This is a genomic window from Streptomyces sp. P3 (genome assembly GCF_003032475.1).
Lineage (GTDB): Bacteria > Actinomycetota > Actinomycetes > Streptomycetales > Streptomycetaceae > Streptomyces.
On the sequence record NZ_CP028369.1, the window covers coordinates 6,681,567 to 6,703,899 of the forward strand.

15 protein-coding genes and 2 pseudogenes are annotated in these 22,333 nt (G+C 70.0%); 11 read left to right on the forward strand and 6 right to left on the reverse strand.

Annotated elements, in window-relative coordinates:
- Positions 1-70 precede the first annotated feature (70 nt).
- Positions 71-595, reverse strand: coding sequence for a hypothetical protein (locus C6376_RS29310; protein WP_107446160.1), 525 nt, complete (start codon positions 593-595; stop codon positions 71-73).
- A 697-nt stretch (positions 596-1,292) separates the two neighbouring features.
- Between C6376_RS29310 and C6376_RS29315 the strand changes: the two genes are divergently transcribed.
- From C6376_RS29315 to C6376_RS29340, 6 genes are all read left to right on the forward strand, one after another.
- Positions 1,293-2,492 carry an ROK family transcriptional regulator gene (locus tag C6376_RS29315; protein WP_107446161.1) on the forward strand — a complete coding sequence of 400 codons (1,200 nt, stop codon included), beginning with the start codon at positions 1,293-1,295 and terminating at the stop codon, positions 2,490-2,492.
- A 134-nt stretch (positions 2,493-2,626) separates the two neighbouring features.
- Positions 2,627-3,715 carry a sugar ABC transporter substrate-binding protein gene (locus tag C6376_RS29320; RefSeq protein ID WP_107446162.1) on the forward strand — a complete coding sequence of 363 codons (1,089 nt, stop codon included), beginning with the start codon at positions 2,627-2,629 and terminating at the stop codon, positions 3,713-3,715.
- A gap of 313 nt (positions 3,716-4,028) precedes the next feature.
- Positions 4,029-4,820, forward strand: a complete 792-nt coding sequence (locus C6376_RS29325; protein WP_107446163.1) for an ATP-binding cassette domain-containing protein — start codon at positions 4,029-4,031, stop codon at positions 4,818-4,820.
- Complete coding sequence (locus tag C6376_RS29330) at positions 4,817-6,190, forward strand: sugar ABC transporter permease (protein WP_107446164.1); 1,374 nt, start codon at positions 4,817-4,819, stop codon at positions 6,188-6,190. Before C6376_RS29325 ends, C6376_RS29330 begins: the two co-directional genes overlap by 4 nt.
- A gap of 194 nt (positions 6,191-6,384) precedes the next feature.
- Entirely contained in the window at positions 6,385-8,304 is a 1,920-nt protein-coding gene (dxs, locus tag C6376_RS29335) for a 1-deoxy-D-xylulose-5-phosphate synthase (RefSeq protein ID WP_107446165.1), read from the forward strand.
- A gap of 157 nt (positions 8,305-8,461) precedes the next feature.
- Positions 8,462-9,982, forward strand: a complete 1,521-nt coding sequence (locus tag C6376_RS29340) for an amino acid permease (RefSeq protein WP_107446166.1) — start codon at positions 8,462-8,464, stop codon at positions 9,980-9,982.
- 385 nt (positions 9,983-10,367) lie between these two features.
- Here C6376_RS29340 and C6376_RS29345 read toward each other — a convergent pair whose 3' ends face one another.
- Positions 10,368-10,784: an NTP pyrophosphohydrolase gene (locus C6376_RS29345; protein ID WP_107446167.1), complete on the reverse strand. Its 417-nt coding sequence runs from the start codon at positions 10,782-10,784 to the stop codon at positions 10,368-10,370.
- A 171-nt stretch (positions 10,785-10,955) separates the two neighbouring features.
- On the opposite strand from C6376_RS29345, the pseudogene C6376_RS45580 reads away from it, so the two are divergent.
- Both C6376_RS45580 and C6376_RS45585 read left to right on the forward strand, forming a co-directional pair.
- A pseudogene (locus C6376_RS45580) lies at positions 10,956-11,264 on the forward strand (hypothetical protein); the annotation flags it as partial.
- 268 nt (positions 11,265-11,532) lie between these two features.
- Positions 11,533-11,751: pseudogene (locus tag C6376_RS45585) on the forward strand (DUF3291 domain-containing protein); the annotation flags it as partial.
- A gap of 312 nt (positions 11,752-12,063) precedes the next feature.
- Here the strand turns inward: C6376_RS45585 and C6376_RS29360 are convergent.
- The 4 genes from C6376_RS29360 to C6376_RS29375 form a co-directional block, all read right to left on the reverse strand.
- Positions 12,064-14,196, reverse strand: a complete 2,133-nt coding sequence (locus C6376_RS29360) for a 3-hydroxyacyl-CoA dehydrogenase NAD-binding domain-containing protein (protein WP_107446168.1) — start codon at positions 14,194-14,196, stop codon at positions 12,064-12,066.
- A complete protein-coding gene (locus C6376_RS29365; RefSeq protein ID WP_107446169.1) occupies positions 14,193-15,413 on the reverse strand; it encodes an acetyl-CoA C-acyltransferase in 1,221 nt (406 codons plus the stop codon). The genes C6376_RS29360 and C6376_RS29365 overlap by 4 nt, the downstream gene beginning before the upstream one ends.
- A gap of 157 nt (positions 15,414-15,570) precedes the next feature.
- The gene (locus C6376_RS29370; RefSeq protein WP_107446170.1) at positions 15,571-16,608 is read right to left on the reverse strand and encodes a LacI family DNA-binding transcriptional regulator; all 1,038 of its coding nucleotides are present in this window, start codon (positions 16,606-16,608) and stop codon (positions 15,571-15,573) included.
- Entirely contained in the window at positions 16,605-19,031 is a 2,427-nt protein-coding gene (locus tag C6376_RS29375) for a glycoside hydrolase family 2 protein (protein ID WP_107446171.1), read from the reverse strand. The genes C6376_RS29370 and C6376_RS29375 overlap by 4 nt, the downstream gene beginning before the upstream one ends.
- A 169-nt stretch (positions 19,032-19,200) precedes the next feature.
- On the opposite strand from C6376_RS29375, the gene C6376_RS29380 reads away from it, so the two are divergent.
- The 3 genes from C6376_RS29380 to C6376_RS29390 are packed head-to-tail and all read left to right on the forward strand — an operon-like array spanning position 19,201 to position 22,321.
- Complete coding sequence (locus tag C6376_RS29380; protein WP_107449265.1) at positions 19,201-20,523, forward strand: ABC transporter substrate-binding protein; 1,323 nt, start codon at positions 19,201-19,203, stop codon at positions 20,521-20,523.
- Positions 20,520-21,494, forward strand: a complete 975-nt coding sequence (locus C6376_RS29385; protein WP_107446172.1) for a carbohydrate ABC transporter permease — start codon at positions 20,520-20,522, stop codon at positions 21,492-21,494. The genes C6376_RS29380 and C6376_RS29385 overlap by 4 nt, the downstream gene beginning before the upstream one ends.
- Complete coding sequence (locus C6376_RS29390; RefSeq protein ID WP_107446173.1) at positions 21,491-22,321, forward strand: carbohydrate ABC transporter permease; 831 nt, start codon at positions 21,491-21,493, stop codon at positions 22,319-22,321. Before C6376_RS29385 ends, C6376_RS29390 begins: the two co-directional genes overlap by 4 nt.
- Positions 22,322-22,333: the final 12 nt, after the last annotated feature.

The following is a 22,333-nucleotide window of genomic DNA, read 5'->3' on the forward strand; positions in this document are numbered from 1 at the left end:
TCCTGCGCGGCACGCCCGGGGTCTGCCCTGGAACTGTTCCGAAGGCGCTTGCACGGTTCCCGAACGGGTCCTACGCGATGGCTGCGCCGGCGCCGCGGGCAGCGCCGATGAGGTCGGTGAGCCCGGCGTCGTCGTACACCGAAATGTCGACGTAAGCGCCTTCGGGCAGGTCGAAGTCCTCCACCTCGTAGTCGAGTACCGCGGAGGTCCCGGGCGGGCTGAACGTGCCCAGGGTGTGCGTCGAGCCGCCGGAGGTGTAGCTGACGCGGACGTAGTACGTGTCCCCGTCGTTGGCGGTGTCGTACACCCACAGCTTCTCGTCGTTCGGGTGGAACTCCACCTTGCCGACGAACGAACCGGAGGCGGTGAGCTCCATCTTCACCGCGTAGCCGCCCGCGTCGTTCGCGAAGTACGTGTTGTCGAACGGGTCCGTGAGGTTGCCGCCGCTGCAGGGGCAGGCGTCGGTGTCGTAGTAGTACGCGCGAAACGTCGGGTTCGGGCTGTATGCCTGTGCCGGAGTCGCCGTCGCGAACAGGGCTCCCGTCCCCAGCGCCGCTCCCGCCAGCAGTCCCGTGCACCGCTTGATGAAGTCCATCGCCGCCTGCCCCCTTCATGAAGGACCGCCCGCCTCCCGCGAAACGGCCCGTCCACCGTGGAACACGGGTGACGCCCGGCACGGTGGGCGATCGCTGTCGGTCACCACATCATGACAGCAACTCCGCCTCGGCAACGCGCACTTGACTCATCGAGCCGCCCCTTCCCCGGTGCGCGCGCCGGCGCGTGGGCCTCGCGGGTGATCGAGGCCCACGCGAGCACCTCGCGGGCCTTCGCCCGGGGGCGCGGGCGGAGTCCGTCCCCGCCGGGTGTCGGCGTGCGGCCCGGTCCGCCACGCCGAGCGCCGACGCGGCCGGGGCCCGCCGCCCTGCGGAAGGTTCCCCCGCGGCCTGCGTCAAGCACCCGTCGCGCCCGGCACGCCCGCCCGGTTCGGACGCGAGGCCACCGGCGGACCGTCCCACCCGGTGGCCGCCCGCGCCCGGGAGGTCGCCGGTCCCCGCCCCCCTGCCCTGGCCCTGGTACTTCCGCGCGCCCCTCGCGCGACCCCGTGCGCAACCCCCCGCGCCCGCGTCCGTACCGTCCGTTACCGATCGTTTCGCCACACTCCGTGTCTCTGTGCAACCGGGCGGATACTGTTCAACCTCTTGACGGGAGGCAACGCGAACGGCTCAGCTTAGAGTTCACTAGTTGGACATAGACGGGGTTTCATGATGCGGCCCCGTGCGCAGGAGGTCGTCGTGGAGACTCCGGGGTCGCAGTCGTCGCTGCACCGAGCCAACCTGGAGCGGGTCGTACGCGCCGTGCGTCTGGCCGGATCCCTCACACAGGCGGAGATCGCCCGGGCGACCGGCCTGTCCGCCGCGACCGTCTCCAACATCGTGCGCGAGTTGAAGGACGGCGGCACGGTGGAGGTGACGCCCACCTCGGCCGGTGGACGAAGGGCCCGCAGCGTCAGTCTGAGCGGCGACGCCGGCATCGTCATAGGGGTCGATTTCGGGCACACGCACCTCCGGGTGGCCGTGGGCAACCTGGCCCATCAGGTCCTCGCGGAGGAGTCCGAGCCGCTGGACGTGGACGCCTCGTCGACGCAGGGCTTCGACCGGGCGGAACAGCTGGTCAGCCGGTTGATCGAGGCCACCGGGGTGGACCGTGCGAAGATCGCGGGAGTCGGTCTGGGGGTGCCCGGGCCGATCGATCTGGAGTCCGGCACGCTCGGTTCGTCCGCCATACTGCCCGGCTGGATCGGCACCCGGCCCGCACAGGAGATGAGAGGCCGGCTCGGCGTGCCCGTGCACGTGGACAACGACGCCAACCTCGGGGCCCTCGGCGAGATGGTCTGGGGCAGCGGCCGGGGCGTGCGCGACCTTGCCTACATCAAGGTCGCCAGCGGTGTCGGAGCCGGTCTGGTGATCGAGGGGAAGATCTACCGCGGACCCGGCGGGACCGCAGGAGAAATCGGGCATATTACACTTGACGAGTCCGGCCCGGTCTGCCGCTGCGGAAACCGGGGCTGCCTGGAGACCTTCGCGGCCGCGCGCTACGTGCTCCCGCTCCTGCAGTCCAGTCACGGCACGGATCTGACGATGGAAGGCGTCGTGCGGCTGGCCAGGGACGGAGATCCGGGCTGCCGTCGGGTGATCGCCGACGTCGGCCGACACGTCGGCAGTGGAGTGGCCAATCTCTGCAATCTGCTGAACCCGAGCCGGGTGGTCCTGGGCGGTGATCTCGCCGAGGCGGGAGAGCTGGTGCTCGGTCCGATAAGGGAGTCCGTCGGCCGCTACGCGATCCCGAGTGCGGCGCGTCAACTCTCCGTTCTCCCCGGGGCACTTGGGGGCCGTGCCGAGGTGCTCGGAGCGCTTGCTCTCGCACTGAGCGAGATGGGCGATTCGACCCTTTTGGACGGCACGCTGACTGTAGCCACGCCTGCCTTCACTTAGAGAACGAATAACGCCGTTGCCATCTCGTTAAGTATTTACTTCTTGACGCCGAACTTGCGGCCGAGTTGACTTCGAGCCACCTCGGCCGCAGCGCTGCGGCCCTGTCAGGGAGGCACACCCCAATGAACGCAACGATGCGTAGAGTCGTGATCGGCGCCACCGCCGTGTCCATGGCGCTGTCGATTGCCGCGTGCGGCAAGGCCGGCGACGACAAGGACAGCGACTCCGGCAGCAGCAGCTCGGGCGACAAGTCCATCGGCCTGCTGCTTCCCGACAGCGTCACCGCGCGGTACGAGAAGTTCGACAAGCCGTACTTCGACGCCAAGGTCAAGGCGCTCTGCTCCGACTGCAAGCTCGAGTACGCCAACGCCGCGGCCGACCCGGCCAAGCAGGCGCAGCAGGTCAGCAGCATGGTCACCAAGGGCGTGAAGGTCATCGTGATCTCCGCCCAGGACTCCGCCGCGATCAAGTCCTCGATCCAGTCCGCGGTCGACAAGGGCGTCAAGGTCGTCGCGTACGACCGTCTCGCCCAGGGCCCGGTCAGCGCCTACGTCTCCTTCGACAACGTCAAGGTCGGCGAGCTGCAGGGCCAGGCCCTCCTCGACGCCCTCGGCGCGAAGGCGACCCCCACCTCCAAGATCGTCATGATCAACGGTGACGACGCCGACCCGAACGCCGGCCAGTTCAAGCAGGGTGCGCACAAGGTCCTCGACGGCAAGGTCGACATCGCCTACGAGCAGTCCGGCCTCTGGAAGGACACCGTCGCCGCCCAGAAGATGTCCGCCGCCATCACCCAGCTGGGCGCCAAGAACATCGCGGGCGTCTACGCCGCCAACGACGGCATGGCCGGTGGCATCGCCAACACCCTCAAGGGCGCGAAGATCAGCGGCATCCCGCTGACCGGCCAGGACGCGGAGCTCGCGGGCATCCAGCGCATCGTCGCCGGCACCCAGTCCTCCACCGTCTACAAGGCCTTCAAGCCGGAGGCCGAGGCCGCCGCCCAGCTCGCGGTCGACCTGCTCAACGGCAAGGACATCAAGGGCGCCGCCTCCGAGACGCTCACCAGCGGCTCCGGCGACAAGGTTCCCTCGCAGCTGCTGACCCCGGTGTCGGTCACCAAGGCCAACATCAAGGACACGGTCGTCAAGGACGGTCTCTACACCGTCGCCGACATCTGCACCGCCGAGTACGCCGCCGCCTGCAAGGCCGCCGGCCTCCAGTAACGGCTCCCGGCCCCGAGGGCCCCGCCCGGACCGCGCCGCACACCGCGCCGCTCCCCGAAACCGGCCCTCGGGACCGCCGACCGCCCCGCGGTCCCGTGAGACCTGTCCGACGCCCGCCCCTCTTCACACCCCGCTGCCGGGGCGGGTGTCGGACGGAACCGTTGCCCCAGCGAGAGGACCGTTGCCAAGCGCAGCGGATTCACGCATGTTCATCTTGTAAACCTCGTGCGTCGACGTCGCCCCGCGGCGTCGGCCACATCCCTCCGCGCCTGTCTTTGCGCGCGGCATCCCCGCCGGTCAGGCGGCGAAGGAGATGGTTCACGTGTCCGCTACGCCCGTGCTGGCGTTGCGCGGAATCTCCAAGCGGTTCGGTGCGGTGCAGGCACTCACCGACGTCGAGCTGGAGGTCCACGCCGGAGAAGTGGTCGCCCTGGTGGGCGACAACGGCGCAGGGAAGTCGACCCTGGTCAAGACGATCGCGGGTGTCCACCCCATCGATGACGGCGTCATCGAGTGGGAGGGCCGGCCGGTCAGCATCGACAAGCCGCACGACGCCCAGGGACTCGGCGTCGCGACGGTCTACCAGGACCTCGCGCTGTGCGACAACCTCGACGTGGTCGGCAACCTGTACCTCGGACGGGAGCTGCTGCGCCGCGGCGTCATCGACGAGGTGTCGATGGAGAAGAACGCCCGCGAGCTGCTCTCCACGCTCTCCATCCGCATCCCGAGCGTGCGCATCCCGATCGCGAGCCTCTCGGGCGGTCAGCGGCAGGTCGTCGCGATCGCCCGTGCGCTGATCGGCGACCCGAAGGTCGTCATCCTCGACGAGCCCACCGCGGCGCTCGGCGTCGAGCAGACGGCGCAGGTCCTCGACCTGGTCGAGCGACTTCGCGAGCGCAACCTCGGCGTCATCCTCATCAGCCACAACATGGCCGACGTCAAGGCGGTCGCGGACACCGTCGCCGTCCTGCGTCTGGGCAAGAACAACGGCTCCTTCCCCGTGAAGGACACCAGCCACGAAGAGATCATCGCCGCGATCACCGGTGCCACGGACAACGCCGTGACCCGTCGTGCGGGGCGTCGCACCGCGGAGGCGGCCAAGTGAGCGACACGTCGAAGACCGTGAAGAGCGACTCCACAGAGCCCGGCAACGCCGAGACGGGCACCGAGCTCGACAAGACCCGGGGCGTCGTCGAGGACCAGACGACCGTCGCGCCCGCCGACGACCCGACGGCCGCGCCCGTCTCCGTCGTCGACCCGCGGCTGCTGATCCGCGAGGAGGGCCTCAAGGGCTACGTCACCGAGTTCAAGCGCAAGGTCAAGGGCGGCGAACTCGGCCAGATCCCGGTCGTCCTCGGCCTGATCGTCATCTGGACGATCTTCCAGCTGAAGAACGACCGCTTCCTGAGCGCCGGCAACCTCTCCGACATCAGCTACTTCATGTCGGCCACGGGCATGCTCGCCATCGGCCTGGTGTTCGTGCTGCTGCTCGGCGAGATCGACCTGTCCGTCGGCTCCGTCAGCGGCCTGGCGTCCACGGTGTTCGCGGTGTTCGTGGTGAACCACAGCATGAACCCCTGGCTCTCGCTGGTCCTGACGATCCTGACCGGCATCGCCATCGGAGCGCTGCACGGCTGGTTCTTCGCGAAGATCGGCGTACCGGCGTTCGTCGTCACCCTGGCCGGCTTCCTCGGCTGGAACGGCCTGATGCTGTGGCTGCTGGGCTCCAGCGGCACCATCAACATCCCGTCGGACAGCGGTCCGGTGCATCTGCTGGGCAAGAGCTCCTTCTTCATGGACCAGGCCATCATCGGCGCCTACCTGCTGGCAGGCCTCGCCGTCGTGCTGTCCCTGGTGGGCAACTTCGGTGAGCAGCGCCGGCGCCGGGCCGCGGGCGTCCCGCACCGTGCCACCAGCGAGATCCTGCTGCGTGTGGGCGCTCTGGCCGTCGCGTCCTTCGTGACCGCCGCCGTGCTGAACAACGCCGAGGGTGTCTCCAACGCACTGGTGATCTTCCTGGCCACGCTGGTGATCGTGGACTTCGTGCTGCGCCGCACCACGTACGGCCGCAAGGTGTTCGCGGTCGGCGGCGGCATCGAGGCCGCCCGCCGGGCGGGCATCAACGTGCCGATGGTCCGGATCACCGTGTTCGCCATCTCCGGCGGGTTCGCGGCGGTCGGCGGCATGTTCTTCGCCGGCGTGACGGCGTCCGCGACGCTCAACGCCGGTGGCGGCAACACCCTGATGCTCGCCATCGCGGCGGCCGTCATCGGCGGCACCAGCCTCTTCGGCGGCCGCGGCACCGTCTGGTCCGCCCTCCTGGGCATGCTGGTCATCCAGTCCATCCAGACCGGTCTCGACCTGCTGAACATGAACACCTCGATCCAGTACATGATCACCGGTGGTGTTCTGCTCGGCGCCGTCGTCATCGACTCGGTGTCCCGCAAGAGCCAGAAGGCGGCCGGCCGAGGCTAGGCCTTCCGCACGACCCCCTGTGCCCGGCATCCGTTCAGATGCCGGGCACGGTCGTGTCATGGGAACGGTGGATCGTGGGTACGGCCGTTCGGGTGACCTATGACGCACGGGCCGGACTCCGGCCGCCCCGGCGGAACATTAGACTCGACAAGCCCGGCAACAGCTCGATCAGCTTTTACTGCAAGGAGGCACGGGTGCCGCTGCTGACCCGCATCAGGGGACCGCGCGATCTGGACCGGCTCAGCCTGGAGGAGCTGGACCAGCTGGCAGGGGAGATCCGCACCTTCCTCGTGGACGCCGTCTCCAAGACCGGCGGCCACCTCGGCCCCAACCTCGGCGTGGTCGAGCTCACCCTCGCCCTGCACCGGGTCTTCGAGTCGCCCAAGGACAAGGTCCTGTGGGACACCGGACACCAGTCCTACGTGCACAAGCTGCTCACCGGCCGACAGGACTTCTCCCGGCTGAAGATGAAGGGCGGCCTGTCCGGCTACCCCTCGCAGGCCGAGTCCGAGCACGACGTCATCGAGAACAGCCACGCCTCCACGGTGCTCGGCTGGGCCGACGGCATCGCCAAGGCCAACCAGATCCTCGAACGCGACAGCCACGTCGTGGCGGTCATCGGAGACGGCGCGCTCACCGGAGGCATGGCCTGGGAGGCCCTGAACAACATCGCCGACGGGGACCGCCCGCTGGTCATCGTCGTCAACGACAACGAACGGTCCTACGCGCCGACCATCGGCGGCCTCGCCAACCACCTCGCCACCCTGCGCACGACGGACGGCTACGAGCGTTTCCTCGCCCGCGGGAAGGACCTCCTCGAGCGCACGCCCGTCGTCGGCAAGCCGCTCTACGAGACCCTGCACGGCGCCAAGAAGGGCCTGAAGGACTTCATCGCCCCGCAGGGCATGTTCGAGGACCTCGGCCTGAAGTACGTCGGCCCGATCGACGGCCACGACATCGAGGCGCTGGAATCCGCGCTGGCCCGCGCCAAGCGCTTCGGCGGCCCGGTGATCGTGCACTGCCTCACCGAGAAGGGCCGCGGCTACCAGCCCGCCCTCCAGGACGAGGCCGACCGCTTCCACGCCGTCGGCAAGATCCACCCCGACACCGGCCTGCCGATCGCCACCTCCGGCGCCGACTGGACGTCCGTCTTCGGCGACGAGATGGTCAGGCTCGGCGAGGAGCGCGCGGACGTCGTCGCGATCACCGCGGCCATGCTCCAGCCGGTCGGCCTCGACAAGTTCGCCAAGGCCTTCCCGGACCGGGTCTACGACGTGGGCATCGCCGAGCAGCACGGCGCGGTGTCCGCGGCGGGCCTGGCCCACGGCGGGGTGCATCCGGTGTTCGCGGTGTACGCCACATTCCTCAATCGTGCCTTCGACCAGGTCCTCATGGACGTCGCCCTCCACAAGTGCGGTGTGACATTCGTACTGGACCGGGCGGGCGTCACCGGCACCGACGGCGCCTCCCACAACGGCATGTGGGACATGTCGATCCTCCAGGTCGTCCCGGGCCTGCGGCTGGCCGCCCCACGCGACGCCGACCAGGTCCGCGCCCAGCTGCGCGAGGCCGTCGCCGTCGACGACGCCCCGACCGTCGTCCGCTTCTCCAAGGGCGCCGTCGGCCCCGCGGTGCCCGCCGTGGGCCGCGTCGGCGGGATGGACGTGCTGCGCGAGAGCGGCACCGACACCCCCGACGTGCTGCTGGTCTCCGTGGGCGCACTCGCCCCGATGTGCCTGGAGATCGCCACCCTCCTCGACCGGCAGGGCATCACCACCACGGTCGTCGACCCACGCTGGGTCAAGCCCGTCGACGAGGCCATGGCCCCGCTCGCCGAGCGGCACCGCGTGGTCGTCACCGTCGAGGACAACTCCCGCGTCGGCGGCGTCGGATCGGCGATCGCCCAGTCCCTGCGCGACGCGGGCGTCGACGTCCCGCTGCGTGACTTCGGCATCCCGCCCCGCTTCCTCGACCACGCCTCCCGCGCCGAGGTCATGGCCGAGATCGGCCTCACCGCGCCCGACATCGCGCGGCAGGTCACCGGCCTGGTCTCCAAGCTCGACGGACGGTACGGCAGCGCGGCGGCCGAGTCCGTGGAGCCCGCCCGCGACTGACGCCGCCGCAGGCGACCCGAGCCGACCGAATGGACCGGTTCCACCACTGTGAAGAGTGGTGGAACCGGTCCATTCGCGTTAACCGGCCCGCGCCGGGGCATACGGTCTACGCCCCCTCTCGATCATGTCGAGGACGACACAGCGTGGGAGGTACCCCGTGAGCAGCACCCTCTTCCGGACGAAGAAGGTCGAGCAGTCCATCCTCGATACCGAGGAGCCAGAACACGCGCTCAAGAAATCCTTGTCCGCGCTGGACCTGACCGTCTTCGGCGTCGGCGTCATCATCGGCACCGGCATCTTCGTCCTCACCGGCACGGTCGCCAAGAACAACGCCGGCCCGGCCGTGGCCCTGGCCTTCGTGGTGGCCGGGGTCGTCTGCGCGCTCGCCGCGCTCTGCTACGCCGAGTTCGCCTCCACCGTCCCCGTGGCGGGCTCCGCGTACACCTTCTCCTACGCCTCCCTCGGTGAACTGCCCGCCTGGATCATCGGCTGGGACCTGGTCCTGGAGTTCGCGCTCGGCACCGCGGTGGTCGCCGTCGGCTGGTCCGGCTACATCGCCTCACTGCTGGACAACGCCGGCTGGCACCTGCCGGCGGCGCTCGGCAGCCGGGACGGGGCCGACGGCTTCGGCTTCGACATCCTCGCCGCCGCGCTCGTCCTGGTGCTCACCGCCATCCTCGTGCTCGGCACCAAGCTCTCCGCGCGCGTGACCTCGATCGTGGTCGCCATCAAGGTGACGGTCGTGCTGACCGTGATCATCGCCGGCGCCTTCTTCATCAAGGGCGACAACTACGACCCGTTCATTCCCAAGGCGCAGGCCGTGGAGGCCGGCGGGGGCCTCAACTCCCCGCTCATCCAGCTGATGTTCGGCTGGGCCCCCTCCAACTTCGGCGTCATGGGCATCTTCACCGCCGCCTCGGTGGTGTTCTTCGCCTTCATCGGCTTCGACGTGGTCGCCACTGCCGCGGAGGAGACCAAGCACCCGCAGCGGGACATGCCCCGCGGCATCATCGGCTCCCTCATCATCTGCACCACCCTGTACGTACTGGTGTCGATCGTCGTCACGGGCATGGAGCACTACACCAGGCTGTCCATCACCGCCCCGCTCGCCGACGCCTTCAAGGCCACCGGGCACCCCTGGTTCGCGGGCTTCATCAGCTTCGGCGCCGCCGTCGGCCTCACCACCGTCTGCATGATCCTGCTGCTGGGCCAGACCCGCGTCTTCTTCGCGATGAGCCGGGACGGACTGCTGCCCCGCTTCTTCTCCCACGTCCACCCGCGCTACAAGACCCCGCACCGGCCGACCATCCTGCTCGGCGTGATCATCGCGATCGTCGCCGGCTTCACCCCGCTGAGCGAACTCGCCGAGCTGGTCAACATCGGCACCCTGTTCGCCTTCGTGGTCGTCGCCATCGGCGTTGTCCTCCTGCGCAGGTCCCGCCCCGACCTGCACCGGGCCTTCCGCACCCCGTGGGTGCCGTTCATCCCGATCCTGTCGGTGCTCGCCTCGCTCTGGCTGATGCTCAACCTGCCCGCCGAGACCTGGCTGCGGTTCGGCATCTGGATGGTCATCGGATGCGTCGTCTACTTCCTCTACGGCCGCTCCCACAGCCGCCTCGGACGAGGTGAGGCGTCCACCGCTCCCACCCCGGGCCCCGGCGGCGCCGGCCCCGTGTGACGCGCGACCGAGAGCCCGGCCCCCCACGGCGACCGTCCGGGGCCGGGCTCTCGGCTGTGCCCCCGCCTCCGCGCAGGGGGCAGGCCGACGGCCCGGCGCGAGCGCGGGGCGCCCGGCGGTGTTCCACCGCACGGCCAGAGCGTGTCGCGCAAGAGGGGTGCCGCACATGGGCGTGCCCCGCCCGGTCGCCGGACGCACGGCCGGCGGCCCTGCTCCAGGCGGCGAGGCATCGGGTCCGGGGAGTGGGGGGGAAGGCCCGGCCGTGCGGCGAGTGCGCCGCGGGGGCATCCGCCGCACGCGCACGCCGGACTGACGTCCGGCCCTCGCGGTCAGCGGGTCAGCGGGTCAGCAGGCCGTGGTCAGAGGCTGAGGCCGCGCGAGGCCGTCAGGCCCTGCGTCGCGCGGCGTCCGGCGCCCGGCCTGCCGTCGTCTCGCCACGTACCGCCCGCGGGCCCGTGACGTCCGCGCCGAGGTCCGTCACACGGCGGCGCAGCTCACGGTCGGCGGTGACGACCAGACGGTGGCGGCCGGAGGCCTCGGCGACCAGTTCGACGATGCGGTCGTCACCGCTGCCGGGGGCCGCCTCCACCCGCACGCCGGGCGCCGGCTCCACCCCGCGGGCCGTGCCCTCCACGACGAGGACGATGTCCACGGGTCCGGAGTGCCCCGAGAGGCCGTCCGCGGCCAGCCGGTCGCGCAACCGCTCCGCCGCGCCCCGCCGGTCCCGCCACCATCCGTCGGGGACCGACCCGACGACGTTCGCGGCGTCGACGATCACGAGCAGCGCGGTGTTGTCGTCCATGCGGACCAGCGTCGCACGGACGGCCCTGTGGACGGGACCCGCGGACGGGACGGCAGAAGTGATCCGCGGACGAGACCCCCAACGGGCGTCGTCGGGGCCCCGGCATAAAGTGATCGGGTGAACGGCGACTGACTCATACGCGGCCGCGACGGGCGGCTGGCTGTCTATCTGATGTCGGACGACGCCGTCCTGTGCCGGGCGGAGCATGTCCCGGGCGGCCCCTGGGAGGCCCCGCGCGGGGTCGGCGGCGACCAGGGACTCCACCGGGTCCTCGCCGTCGGTCAGGGCGCGAACGGCTACGCCCACCTCACGTCCTGGCGGCCCATCGCGCGGGAGGCGGCGGCGCTGGTGCACTCGACGCACTTCCGGCCCCTGCTCGCCCCGCTCGACTGGGCCCCCGTCGGTCACCCCGACGAGAAGGGCGACCGCACCAAAACGCCTGCGGTCGCCGTGGACGCCCAGGGACGCGCGCACGTCTTTGCCGGCCGACGATCCGGAGCGCAGGGGCACCGGGCACCGGATGCAGGCCTGCAAGAGGCCACCCGGACAGGGAGGACGCAACTTCGACAGGGCCTCACCGAGGCGGCTACCTTCACCTGGCCCTCGGTGGTCGCCCACGGTGGTACAGGGGGGTTCTTCCAGGCTGAGCCACCGCGACGGGACGAGCCGGTCACGCGCCACGAACCCTCGCCCCCATGCGTAAGCCACCGAAAGGGTCCACCGGGCACCCTCGACCAGGGAGAGACGCATGGCCCGTCTTGCGCTGTACACATTCGGCGTCCTCAAGTCACCTCTCGCCGATCCCGGACCTCTCACGCGCGAGTTCTACGACATCGGTGCGGTCGTCCACCGGAAGCTCGGTCAGCACCCCGGATACCTCGCGCACGCTGAAGCGGCCGATGGTGACCGGGGCGCGCTCTTCGAGGCGGACTGGGGTGCATGGGGAGAGTTCGCCGTACCTTCCTGGCGCGAGAACGGGAGGCACCCCCACGTCGGCCTCGGGTTGGTGCACCGGCTCGAGGCGCCGGCGGGGCCGAGCCGGAGCCCTTCCACCCCGCCGAGCCGGCCGTCGCGCTCGGCCTCGGCGGCGGGCAGGAGATCGCTTCCGGGCCGCAGGCCGACCAGGGCGACAGCCGGACGAAAGCCGGACGAAAGAGGGCCTCCGCCATGAGCGGAGGCCCTCTTCACTTCGCCCTGCCCCCGGAAACCGGGGACGGGTCGAAAGCCGTTACGGGTGTTACGGCCGTAGCAACCGTTACGGCACCTCTTACGGCAACCGTTACGCCGGCACCGACGCGACACCCGGCGCCAGGAACTTCTTGCCGTTCACCCGCTCGGAGACGCCCTCGCGGTCCAGGTACGGTGTGATGCCGCCCAGGTGGAAGGGCCAGCCGGCACCGGTGATGAGGCAGAGGTCGATGTCCTGGGCCTCGGCGACGACGCCCTCGTCGAGCATGAGCCCGATCTCCTGCGCCACCGCGTCCAGGACGCGGGCCCGCACCTGCTCCTCGGTCAGGACGCTGTCGCCCTGCTGCAGGAGCGCCGAGACCTCGGGGTCCAGCTCCGGCCTGCCGCTGTCGTAGACGTAGAAGCCGCGCTTGCCCGCCTTGACGACGGCCGCGAGGTTGGGCGAGACCGTGAAACGGTCCGGGAACGCACGGTTCAGCGTTTCCGAGACGTGCAGGCCGATCGCGGGGCCGACCAGTTCGAGCAGCACCAGCGGGGACATCGGCAGGCCGAGCGGTTCCACCGCCTTCTCCGCGACCTCGACGGGGGTTCCCTCGTCGATGACGTTCTGCACCTCGCCCATGAAACGGGTCAGAATGCGGTTCACGACGAACGCCGGGGCGTCCTTCACCAGAACCGCCGTCTTCTTCAGCTTCTTGGCGACGGCGAAGGCGGTGGCCAGCGACGCGTCGTCGGTCTGCTCGCCACGGACGATCTCCAGCAGCGGCAGGATCGCGACCGGGTTGAAGAAGTGGAAGCCCACGACCCGCTCGGGGTGCTTCAGCTTCGACGCCATCTCGGAGACCGACAGCGAGGAGGTGTTGGTGGCGAAGATCGCGTGCGCCGGGGCGACCGCCTCGACCTCCGCGAACACCTGCTGCTTGACGCCGATCTCCTCGAACACGGCCTCGATGACGAAGTCCGCGTCGGAGAAGCCCTCGGCCTTGTCCAGGACGCCGGAGACCAGCGCCTTGAGGCGGTTGGCCTTGTCCTGGTTGATGCGGCCCTTGCCGAGCAGCTTGTCGATCTCGGCGTGCACATAGCCCACGCCCTTGTCGACGCGCTCCTGGTCGATGTCGGTCAGCACGACCGGCACCTCGAGGCGACGCAGGAACAGCAGCGCGAGCTGCGAGGCCATCAGACCCGCGCCCACCACGCCGACCTTGGTGACCGGACGGGCCAGGGACTTGTCCGGGGCGCCGGCCGGGCGCTTGCCGCGCTTTTGCACCAGGTTGAACGCGTAGATGCCGGAGCGCAGTTCACCGCCCATGATCAGGTCGGCGAGCGCGACGTCCTCGGCGTCGTAGCCCTGCTGGAGGTCGCCGTTCTTGGCGGCGGCGATGATGTCCAGCGCGCGGTAGGCGGCCGGGGCGGCCCCGTGCACCTTGCTGTCGGCGACGAACCGGCCGCGCGCGACGGCCTGGTCCCAGGCCTCGCCGCGGTCGATCACCGGGCGGTCGACGACGATCTCGCCCTTGAGGACGGACGCCGTCCAGATCAGCGACTGCTCCAGGAAGTCGGCGCCCTCGAACAGGGCGTCGGCGATACCCAGTTCGTAGACCTGTACGCCCTTGAGCTGCTTGTTCTGGTTGAGCGAGTTCTCGATGATCACCGAGACGGCCTTGTCCGCGCCGATCAGGTTCGGCAGCAGCGTGCAGCCTCCCCAGCCGGGGACCAGGCCGAGGAAGACCTCGGGCAGCGAGAAGGCCGGCAGGGCCGCGGACACGGTGCGGTACCGGCAGTGCAGGCCGACCTCGACGCCGCCGCCCATCGCCGCGCCGTTGTAGTAGGCGAACGTCGGCACGGCGAGACCCGCGAGGCGCTTGAAGACCTCGTGGCCGCCCTTGCCGATGGCGAGCGCGTCGGTGTGGTCCTTCAGGAGCTCGACGCCCTTGAGGTCCGCGCCCACGGCGAAGATGAACGGCTTGCCGGTGACTCCGGCGCCGACGATCTCCCCGGCCGCGGCCTCCTTCTCGACCTGGTCGATCGCCAGATCGAGGTTGGCCAGCGACTGCGGGCCGAACGTGGTCGGCTTGGTGTGGTCGAAACCGTTGTCGAGCGTGATCAGGGCGAACCGCCCCGCGCCGAACGGCAGGTCCAGGTGGCGTACGTGCGCCTGGGTGACGACCTCGTCCGGGAACAGCTCTGCCGCGCCCTTCAGAAGCTCAGCGGTGGTGGTGCTCACTTGGCGCCTCCGTCGAAGTGCGGGTTCTCCCAGATGACCGTCGCGCCCATGCCGAAGCCGACGCACATGGTGGTCAGGCCGTAGCGGACGCCGGGCTGCTCCTCGAACTGGCGGGCCAGCTGCGTCATCAGACGGACGCCGGAGGAGGCCAGCGGGTGACCGAAGGCGATCGCGCCGCCGTACTGGTTGACGCGCTCGTCGTCGTCGGCGATGCCGTAGTGGTCGAGGAAGGCCAGCACCTGGACGGCGAAGGCCTCGTTGATCTCGAACAGACCGATGTCGGAGATGGACAGCCCCGCCTGCGCGAGGGCCTTCTCGGTGGCCGGGATCGGACCGTAGCCCATGACCTCCGGCTCGACGCCCGCGAAGGAGTACGCGACCAGACGCATCTTGACCGGCAGGCCGTTCTCGCGCGCGAAGTCCTCGGAAGCGATCAGGGAAGCGGTTGCGCCGTCGTTGAGACCGGCCGCGTTTCCGGCGGTGACCCGGCCGTGCACACGGAACGGGGTCTTGAGACCGGAAAGGTTCTCCAGCGTCGTCCCCGGGCGCATCGGCTCGTCGGCGGTGACCAGGCCCCAGCCCGTCTCACCGGCCTCCGGGTTGGTGCGGCGCACCGAGACCGGCACCAGATCGGCCTGGATCTTGCCGTTGGCGTACGCCTTGGCGGCCTTCTCCTGCGAGCGCACCGCGTACTCGTCGGCGCGCCGCTTGGTGATCTGGGGGTAGCGGTCGTGCAGGTTCTCCGCGGTCATGCCCATGAAGAGGGCGGACTCGTCGACCAGCTTCTCGCTGACGAACCGCGGGTTGGGGTCCACACCCTCGCCCATCGGGTGGCGGCCCATGTGCTCGACGCCGCCCGCGACGGCGACGTCGTACGCGCCGAAGGCGACCGAGCCGGCGACCGACGTGACGGCCGTCAGGGCGCCCGCGCACATGCGGTCGATGGAGTAACCGGGGACCGAGGTCGGCAGACCGGCCAGGATGCCCGCGGTGCGGCCGATGGTCAGGCCCTGGTCGCCGATCTGCGTGGTCGCCGCGATGGCGACCTCGTCGATCTTCGCGGGGTCCAGGCCGGGGTTGCGGCGCAGCAGCTCCCGGATCGCCTTGACGACGAGGTCGTCGGCGCGGGTCTCGTGGTAGATGCCCTTCGGGCCCGCCTTGCCGAACGGGGTACGGACGCCGTCTACGAAGACGACGTCCCTGACGGTACGAGGCACGATGGCTCTCCTCCAGGGTGCGGGATGGCACTGCTGCGACACGCAAGCGCTGAGCACGCGCTCAGAACCCATGCTACTTGTGGGTAACGTAGCTGCACACCCCTGCCGGGAGGAGCGGCGAACGTCACACCCGACGAGTCTGCGCGATCACCCCGCTTCAGGCCCGCGGCGGGGCCGTCGACCCTCTCGGCGTCAGCACCGGAGTCGGCACCGGATGCGACCTGGGACCCGACCCCGTCAGCACCCCGAACAGCGTCCGCGCGGCCTCCGCGCCGAACCCGTGGACGTCATGGCTCATCGCGGAGAGCGTCGGATGGGTGAGCCGGCACAGCTGTGAGTCGTCCCAGGCGAGCAGGGAGACGTCACCCGGCACGGCGAGCCCCATCTCGGCCGCCACCGCCAGCCCCGCCACCGCCATGATGTCGTTGTCGTAAACGATTGCGGTAGGGCGGTCCGACGGAGCGGCGGTCAGCATCGACCGGGTCGCCCGCGCCCCCGCCTCCCCGGAGTAGTCCGTGGCGACCTGCCGGGCTCCGGCCAGCCCGAGACGGCGCGCCGCCGCGTCGAACGCGGCCGTCCTCATCACCGTGTGCCCGAGCGAGGCCGCGCCCCCCACCCGGGCGATCCGCCGGTGCCCGAGCGCCGCGAGATAGCGCACCGCCTCCGTCACGGCCGTCGCGTCGTCGGTCCACACCGAGGTCAGCCCCCCGGTCAGCGACGGATGCCCGACGGCGACCGCCGGCATCCCGAGCCGCTCGACCACCGCCACCCGCGGATCGTCCGCCCGGAAGTCCACCAGGATCGACCCGCCGATCTGCCGGCCCCGCCACCAGGACTCCTGGAGCCCCGCCTCCTCCTCGACACTGCGCACCAGCCGCAGCAGCAGTGAGCAGGAGTGCTCGGTCAGCACGCTCTCCACCCCGGAGACGAAGTCCATGTAGAACGGCTCGAGCCCCAGCATCCGGGCCGGCCGGCAGATCGCCAGCCCCACCACGTCCACCCGCGAGCTCGACAGCGACCGGGCCGTCAGGTTCGGCTCCCAGCCCAGCTCCCGCGCCGCGGTGAAGATCCGGTCCCGTGTCGCCTCCGACAGCCCCGGCTTGCGGTTGAAGGCGAGGGACACCGCGCCCTTGGACACCCCCGCGCGCGCGGCGACGTCCTTGATGGTGACGCGGGGGGCGGGGGACGCCGTCATCGAGCGGGCTCCTGGCAGTACAGCGCGGCCCGGGCGGCGGCGGCGTCCGGAGTCTCCCAGCCCGCGACCCCGATCGTCACCTGCTCCCCGGGCAGCAACGTCACCAGCCCCCGGTCGGCCCGCGCACCCGGGTCCAGCCGGTCGGCCTGGAGCAGCAGGTCCCGCACGAGGGTGCGCGCCGTGACGGTGACCGCCCCCGCGGTCACGGCCACCGCGAACTCGGGCCGCGGCAGGGCGATGTCACGGTCGGGCACCGGGAAGTGCACGGCCCGCAGCCGGCCCCCGCCCGCGACCACTCCCGCGCCCCCGGACGCGCCCGGCGCGGGGAGCCCATCCGCATCCGCCACCAGGAACTCCTTCGCCCCGGCCGGCTCCAGCTCCGCCGGCACCGGCACGATCCCCACCGACCGGGCGCCGACGGCCAGTTCCAGCGTCGCCGTGCCCACCACGTCGCCCTCCACGGTCAGCCGCCGCAACGTCAGCGCTCCCGTCCACGGGTCGGCCGACTGGTTGACGGCGGCCGACACCAGCCGCCCGTCGCGCACCTGCAACGAGAGCAACCGGTCCGCGTACAGCCGCCGAAGCTCGTGGTAGAGCGGCTTCTCCCGCCCGTCCCCGTCGATCGCGGCCCAGGACGTCACCGGCCAGCAGTCGTTGAGCTGCCAGACGATCGTGCCCGCGCACACCGGCCAGTGCGACCGCCAGTGCTCGATCCCGGTCGCCACCGCCCGCGCCTGGTTGACCTGCGTGAGGTAGTGCCAGCGGTCGAAGTCGCCCTGTGGGGAGGGGAAATGGCGGGCGAGTCCGCGCGCCAGCTTGCCGTTGCCGTCCTCCGCCTTCTGGTGATGCAGCATGCCGGGGGAGTCCGCCGCCAGTTCCTCGCCCGGCAGCGCCCGCCGCAGCGTGGCGTGGGCCGGCGGCGCCTGCCAGCCGAACTCGGCCACGAACCGCGGCACTTCACTGCGGTACTCGGCATAGTCCTGCCGGTTCCAGACCTCCCACGAGTGGTGCGTGCCGTGCGCCGGATCGTTCGGATGACGCTCCCACGACCCCGACCACGGACTCCCCGCCGTGTACGGCCGTGTCGGATCCAGCTCGCCGACGACTCTCGGGAGCACCCCCAGGTAGTAGCCCTCGCCCCAGGAGTCCCCGGCGAGCCGCTCCTCCCAGCCCCAGTCCCGGAAACCCCACAGGTTCTCGTTGTTGCCGTTCCACAGCACGAGCGAGGGATGCGGCATCAGCCGTACGACGTTCTCGCGGGCCTCCGCCTCCACCTCGCCCCGCAACGGCTGCTCCTCCGGGTAGGCCGCGCACGCGAACGGGAAGTCCTGCCAGACCAGCAGGCCCAGCTCGTCGCAGACGTCGTAGAAGTCCTCGCTCTCGTAGATGCCGCCGCCCCACACCCGGACCAGGTCGACCCCCGCGTCGGCCGCCTGGCGCAACCGTTTCCGGTAACGCTCCCGGGTCACCCGGGAGGGAAACACGTCGTCCGGGATCCAGTTCACCCCTCGCGCGAAGAGCCGCTCCCCGTTGACCACGAGGGTGAACCCGCTCCCGTGCGCGTCGGCGGAGGTGTCCAGGCCGACGCTGCGAAAGCCGACCCGCCGCCGCCAGACGTCGAGCGGCGCATTGCCGTGATGCAGCGTCAACTCCACCTCGTACAGGACCTGTTCGCCGTAACCGCGAGGCCACCACAGGTCGGCGTCCGGCACCTCCACCCGCACCACGCCGTGCGTGCCCGTCACCTCGGCGCGCGCCCTGAGACCCCCCACCCGCGCCTGCAGCACGAGCCCCGCCTCCACCCGGGTCCGCTCCACGTCCACCCGCAATTCGACGACGCCGACGCCCCCCTCCACCGTCACCAGCGGGCGCACCCGGGCGAGCCGCGCCGTCGACCAGCGCTCCAGTCGCACCGGCCGCCAGATCCCGGCCGTCACCAGCGTGGGCCCCCAGTCCCAGCCGAACGAGCAGGCCATCTTGCGCACGTACTGGTACGGCTCCGGATAGGCTCCGGGCCGCTCGCCCAGCTTTCCGCGGACGGCCTCCGCCTCGGCGTAGGCGGAGACGAACCGGACGCTCAGCGGACCGCTGAGCCCCGTCACGTCGAAGCGGTACGCACGGTGCATGTTGCGCACCCGGCCGAGGAGCTGACCGTTCAGGGTGATCTCGGCGACCGTGTCGAGCCCCTCGAAGACCAGGTCGGTCTGCTCGTGCCCGCACGGCACGGCCGGCAACTGCGTCTCGTACGTCCACTCCCGCCGCCCCACCCAGGCGACCTCGGTCTCGGCCCGCCCCAGGAACGGGTCCGGGATCACCCCGGCGGCCAGCAGATCGGTGTGCACACAGCCCGGCACCACGGCCGGCAGTTTCCCGCCCTCATGCCGCAACTGCCATCCGTCGTCGAGTGGTGAGGCCTCCAGCATGGCGCACTCCTAAACCGGTCAAGCTCGTCATTGAGCGCGGTTTCGTCGTCGTTGGCGGGAATCGGACTTTACCGGTTGAGAAAGCGCTGCCAGAGTGCCGAATCAGCCAACCCGACCGTCTCGCCTCACCCGCACGTGCTCATCCGTCCCACGAACGGAAGTGATGCACATGAACCGCCGCACCCTCCACGTCCTCGCCACGACCGCCGCGGCCGCCCTGCTGCTCCCCGGGTGCACGGGCACCTCGGGAAGCACGAAGGGCGCGGACGCCAAGGCGCCCGACGACCCGTCCAAGGTCCGCGGATCCATCACGGTTCTCACCGTGCGGACCGACCTCGTGCAGGACGGCACGATGACGAAGTACGCCGCCGAGTTCAACAAGACCTATCCCAAGGTCAAGGTGGAGTTCCAGGCCCTCACCAACTACGAGGCCGAAATCAAGATCCGCATGAACACGGACGACTACGGCGACGTCCTGCTGATCCCCGCGGTCATCAAGAAGAACGACTACCCGAAGTTCTTCGCCTCGCTCGGCACCGCCGCCGAGCGCAGCAAGAAATACCGTTTCACCGGTTTCACCGCCGTCGACGGCAAGGTCTACGGCCAGAGCCCGGTCGGCGTGATGCCCGGATTCGTCTACAACAAGCGCATCTGGAAAGAGGCCGGGGTCACCGCCTGGCCCACCACCCCGGCCGGGTTCCTCACCGCCCTCAAGGCGATCAAGGCGAAGACCGACGCGGTGCCGTACTACACCAACTTCGCCGCGCAGTGGCCGCTCACCATGTGGACCTACGTCGACGGCGCAGTGCACTGCGACCCGCAGGCGACCACGAAACTGGCCGAGGGCGACCCCTGGGCGCAGGGCTCCGACCTGCGCGTCGGCGACACACTCCTGTACGACATCGTCAAGCAGGGCCTCGCCGAGAAGGACCCGACCACCAGCAACTGGGAGGCGTCCAAGCCCCGCACGGCCAAGGGCGAGATCGCCACGCAGTGGCTCGGCACCTGGGCGATCGTCCAGTTCCAGGACGCCGCGAAGAAGGCCGGAGTGAACCCGGACGATATCGGTTTCATGCCGTTTCCCGCGCAGACGGACGGGGCGTACTGCGCGACCGTCGGCCCCGACTACAACCAGGCTGTCAACGTGCACTCGAAGCACAAGGAGGCGGCCCGCGCCTGGATCGACTGGTTCACCGACAAGTCCGGCTACGACAAGGACAACCTGGCCATCTCCCCGCTCAAGGACGCGGCCATGCCCACGGTGCTGAAGCCCTACCAGGAGGCGGGCGTCAAGCTCATCGAGCTGGACGACTCCGCGGGCGCGAGGGTCAAGCTGATCGACGACCGGTCCGAGGTCGGCATCTTCAAGCCCGAGTACCGTCAGGACCTGGTCGACCTCGCGCGCGGCGCGAAGAAGGGCGGCCTGGACGACTTCCTCTCCGGGCTCGGCAGGAAGTGGACCGAGACGCAGGCGAGCGTGGGCGACCGATGACGCACGCGGGCACCCACACCCCGGCGCGGGACACCGGGAAGGCCGCCGCCGGGGCCGCGGCGCCGGCCTCGGGGCGCGCCGCCCCGCCGCCGGCGCCGCGCCGGACGCGCACCTGGCGGCTGCTGACCCCCTGGCTGTTCCTGCTCGCCCCGCTCACCCTGTTGATCACCTTCACCTACGCGCCGATCGCCAACATGGTCGCCTACAGCTTCACCGACTGGGACGGCGTGAGTCCCGAACTGCACTACACGGGCGCGGAGAACTACGCGGAGATCTTCACCCGCGAGGACCTCTTCCAGGTGTTCTGGGTGAGCGGTTACTACCTGGCCGCCTCGGTGATCCAGACAGTCGCCGCGCTGTACTTCGCCACCGTCCTGAGTTTCAGCATCCGCTTCCGGAACTTCTTCAAGGGCGTGCTCTTCTTCCCGTCCCTGGTGAACGGCGTGGCCATCGGATTCGTCTTCCTCTACTTCTTCCAGGACGGCGGGACCCTCGACACGGTGCTGAACCTCTTCGGCCACCAGAGCGACCGCGCCTGGCTGGGCACGCCCGCGTCGGCGAACGTCTCGCTCGCCGGCGTCTCGGTCTGGCGCTACCTCGGCATGAACTTCGTGCTGTTCCTCGGCGCGATCCAGTCCATCCCGGGGGAGCTGTACGAGGCGGCCGAGCTGGACGGCGCGGGCCGGTGGCACCAGTTCCGCTATGTCATCCTGCCCGGCATCAAGCCGGTGCTGACCCTGACGGTGATCCTCTCCGTCTCCGGCTCCCTGTCGGCCTTCGAGATCCCGTACATCATGACCGGCGGGGCGACCGGCACCGAGACCTTCGTGATCCAGACCGTGAAGCTGGCCTTCCAGTTCAACAAGACGGGGCTCGCCTCGGCGGCGGCCGTCGTGCTGTTGCTGATCATCCTGCTGGTCACCTGGGTGCAGCGACGCCTCGTCCCCGACGACAGGGCGGACCTCGTATGACGCGCCGAGCCGTTGCCCGCACCCTCGTGTACCTGTCGCTGATCGGTGCGGCGCTGGTGGTGCTGCTCCCGTTGGGCGTCGTCTTCCTGACGTCCCTGAAGACCGAGAACGAGACGGCGGCCGGCAGCGGAGCGCTCACCCTCCCGGACGACCCGCTCAACTTCGACAACTACGTGACGGCGTTCCGGGACGGCGGGATGCTCACGGCGTTCGGCAACACCGCCTTCATCCTTGTGGTCTCCGTCGGTGGAACCGTTCTCATCGGTTCGATGACGGCGTATGCGATCGACCGTTTCACCTTCCGTTTCCGGAAACTGGTGATCGCTCTGTTCCTGGTCGCCGCTCTGGTCCCCGGGGTGACCACTCAGGTGGCCACTTTCCAGATCGTCCACAGCCTGGGCATGTTCGACACCCGCTGGGCGCCGATCGCGCTCTACATGGGCACGGACATCGTTTCGATCTACATTTTCCTGCAGTTCGTCCGATCGATCCCGATCTCCCTGGACGAGGCGGCCCGCCTCGACGGCGCGAACGCGTTCACGATCTACCGCAAGATCATCTTTCCGTTGCTGAAACCGGCGATCGCGACGGTCGTGATCGTGAAGGGAATCGCCGTCTACAACGACTTCTACATCCCTTTCCTCTACATGCCGTCACAAGATCTTGGCGTGATCTCGACGTCGTTGTTCCGCTTCAAGGGCCCCTACGCCGCCCACTGGGAAACGATTTCGGCAGGAGCGGTGCTCGTCATCCTGCCGACCCTGATCGTCTTCCTCGCCCTCCAGAAATACATCTACAACGGTTTCACGAGAGGAGCGACGAGGTGACCCGCCCACCGG

Bases quoted from the DNA above. Each gene is read 5' to 3' on its own strand.
- C6376_RS29310 (WP_107446160.1), bottom strand. From the start codon at position 595: ATGGACTTCATCAAGCGGTGCACGGGACTGCTGGCGGGAGCGGCGCTG.
- C6376_RS29320 (WP_107446162.1), top strand. From the start codon at position 2,627: ATGCGTAGAGTCGTGATCGGCGCCACCGCCGTGTCCATGGCGCTGTCG.
- C6376_RS29325 (WP_107446163.1), top strand. From the start codon at position 4,029: ATGGTTCACGTGTCCGCTACGCCCGTGCTGGCGTTGCGCGGAATCTCC.
- C6376_RS29345 (WP_107446167.1), bottom strand. From the start codon at position 10,784: ATGGACGACAACACCGCGCTGCTCGTGATCGTCGACGCCGCGAACGTC.
- C6376_RS29370 (WP_107446170.1), bottom strand. From the start codon at position 16,608: ATGACGGCGTCCCCCGCCCCCCGCGTCACCATCAAGGACGTCGCCGCG.
- C6376_RS29375 (WP_107446171.1), bottom strand. From the start codon at position 19,031: ATGCTGGAGGCCTCACCACTCGACGACGGATGGCAGTTGCGGCATGAG.
- C6376_RS29380 (WP_107449265.1), top strand. From the start codon at position 19,201: ATGAACCGCCGCACCCTCCACGTCCTCGCCACGACCGCCGCGGCCGCC.
- C6376_RS29385 (WP_107446172.1), top strand. From the start codon at position 20,520: ATGACGCACGCGGGCACCCACACCCCGGCGCGGGACACCGGGAAGGCC.
- C6376_RS29390 (WP_107446173.1), top strand. From the start codon at position 21,491: ATGACGCGCCGAGCCGTTGCCCGCACCCTCGTGTACCTGTCGCTGATC.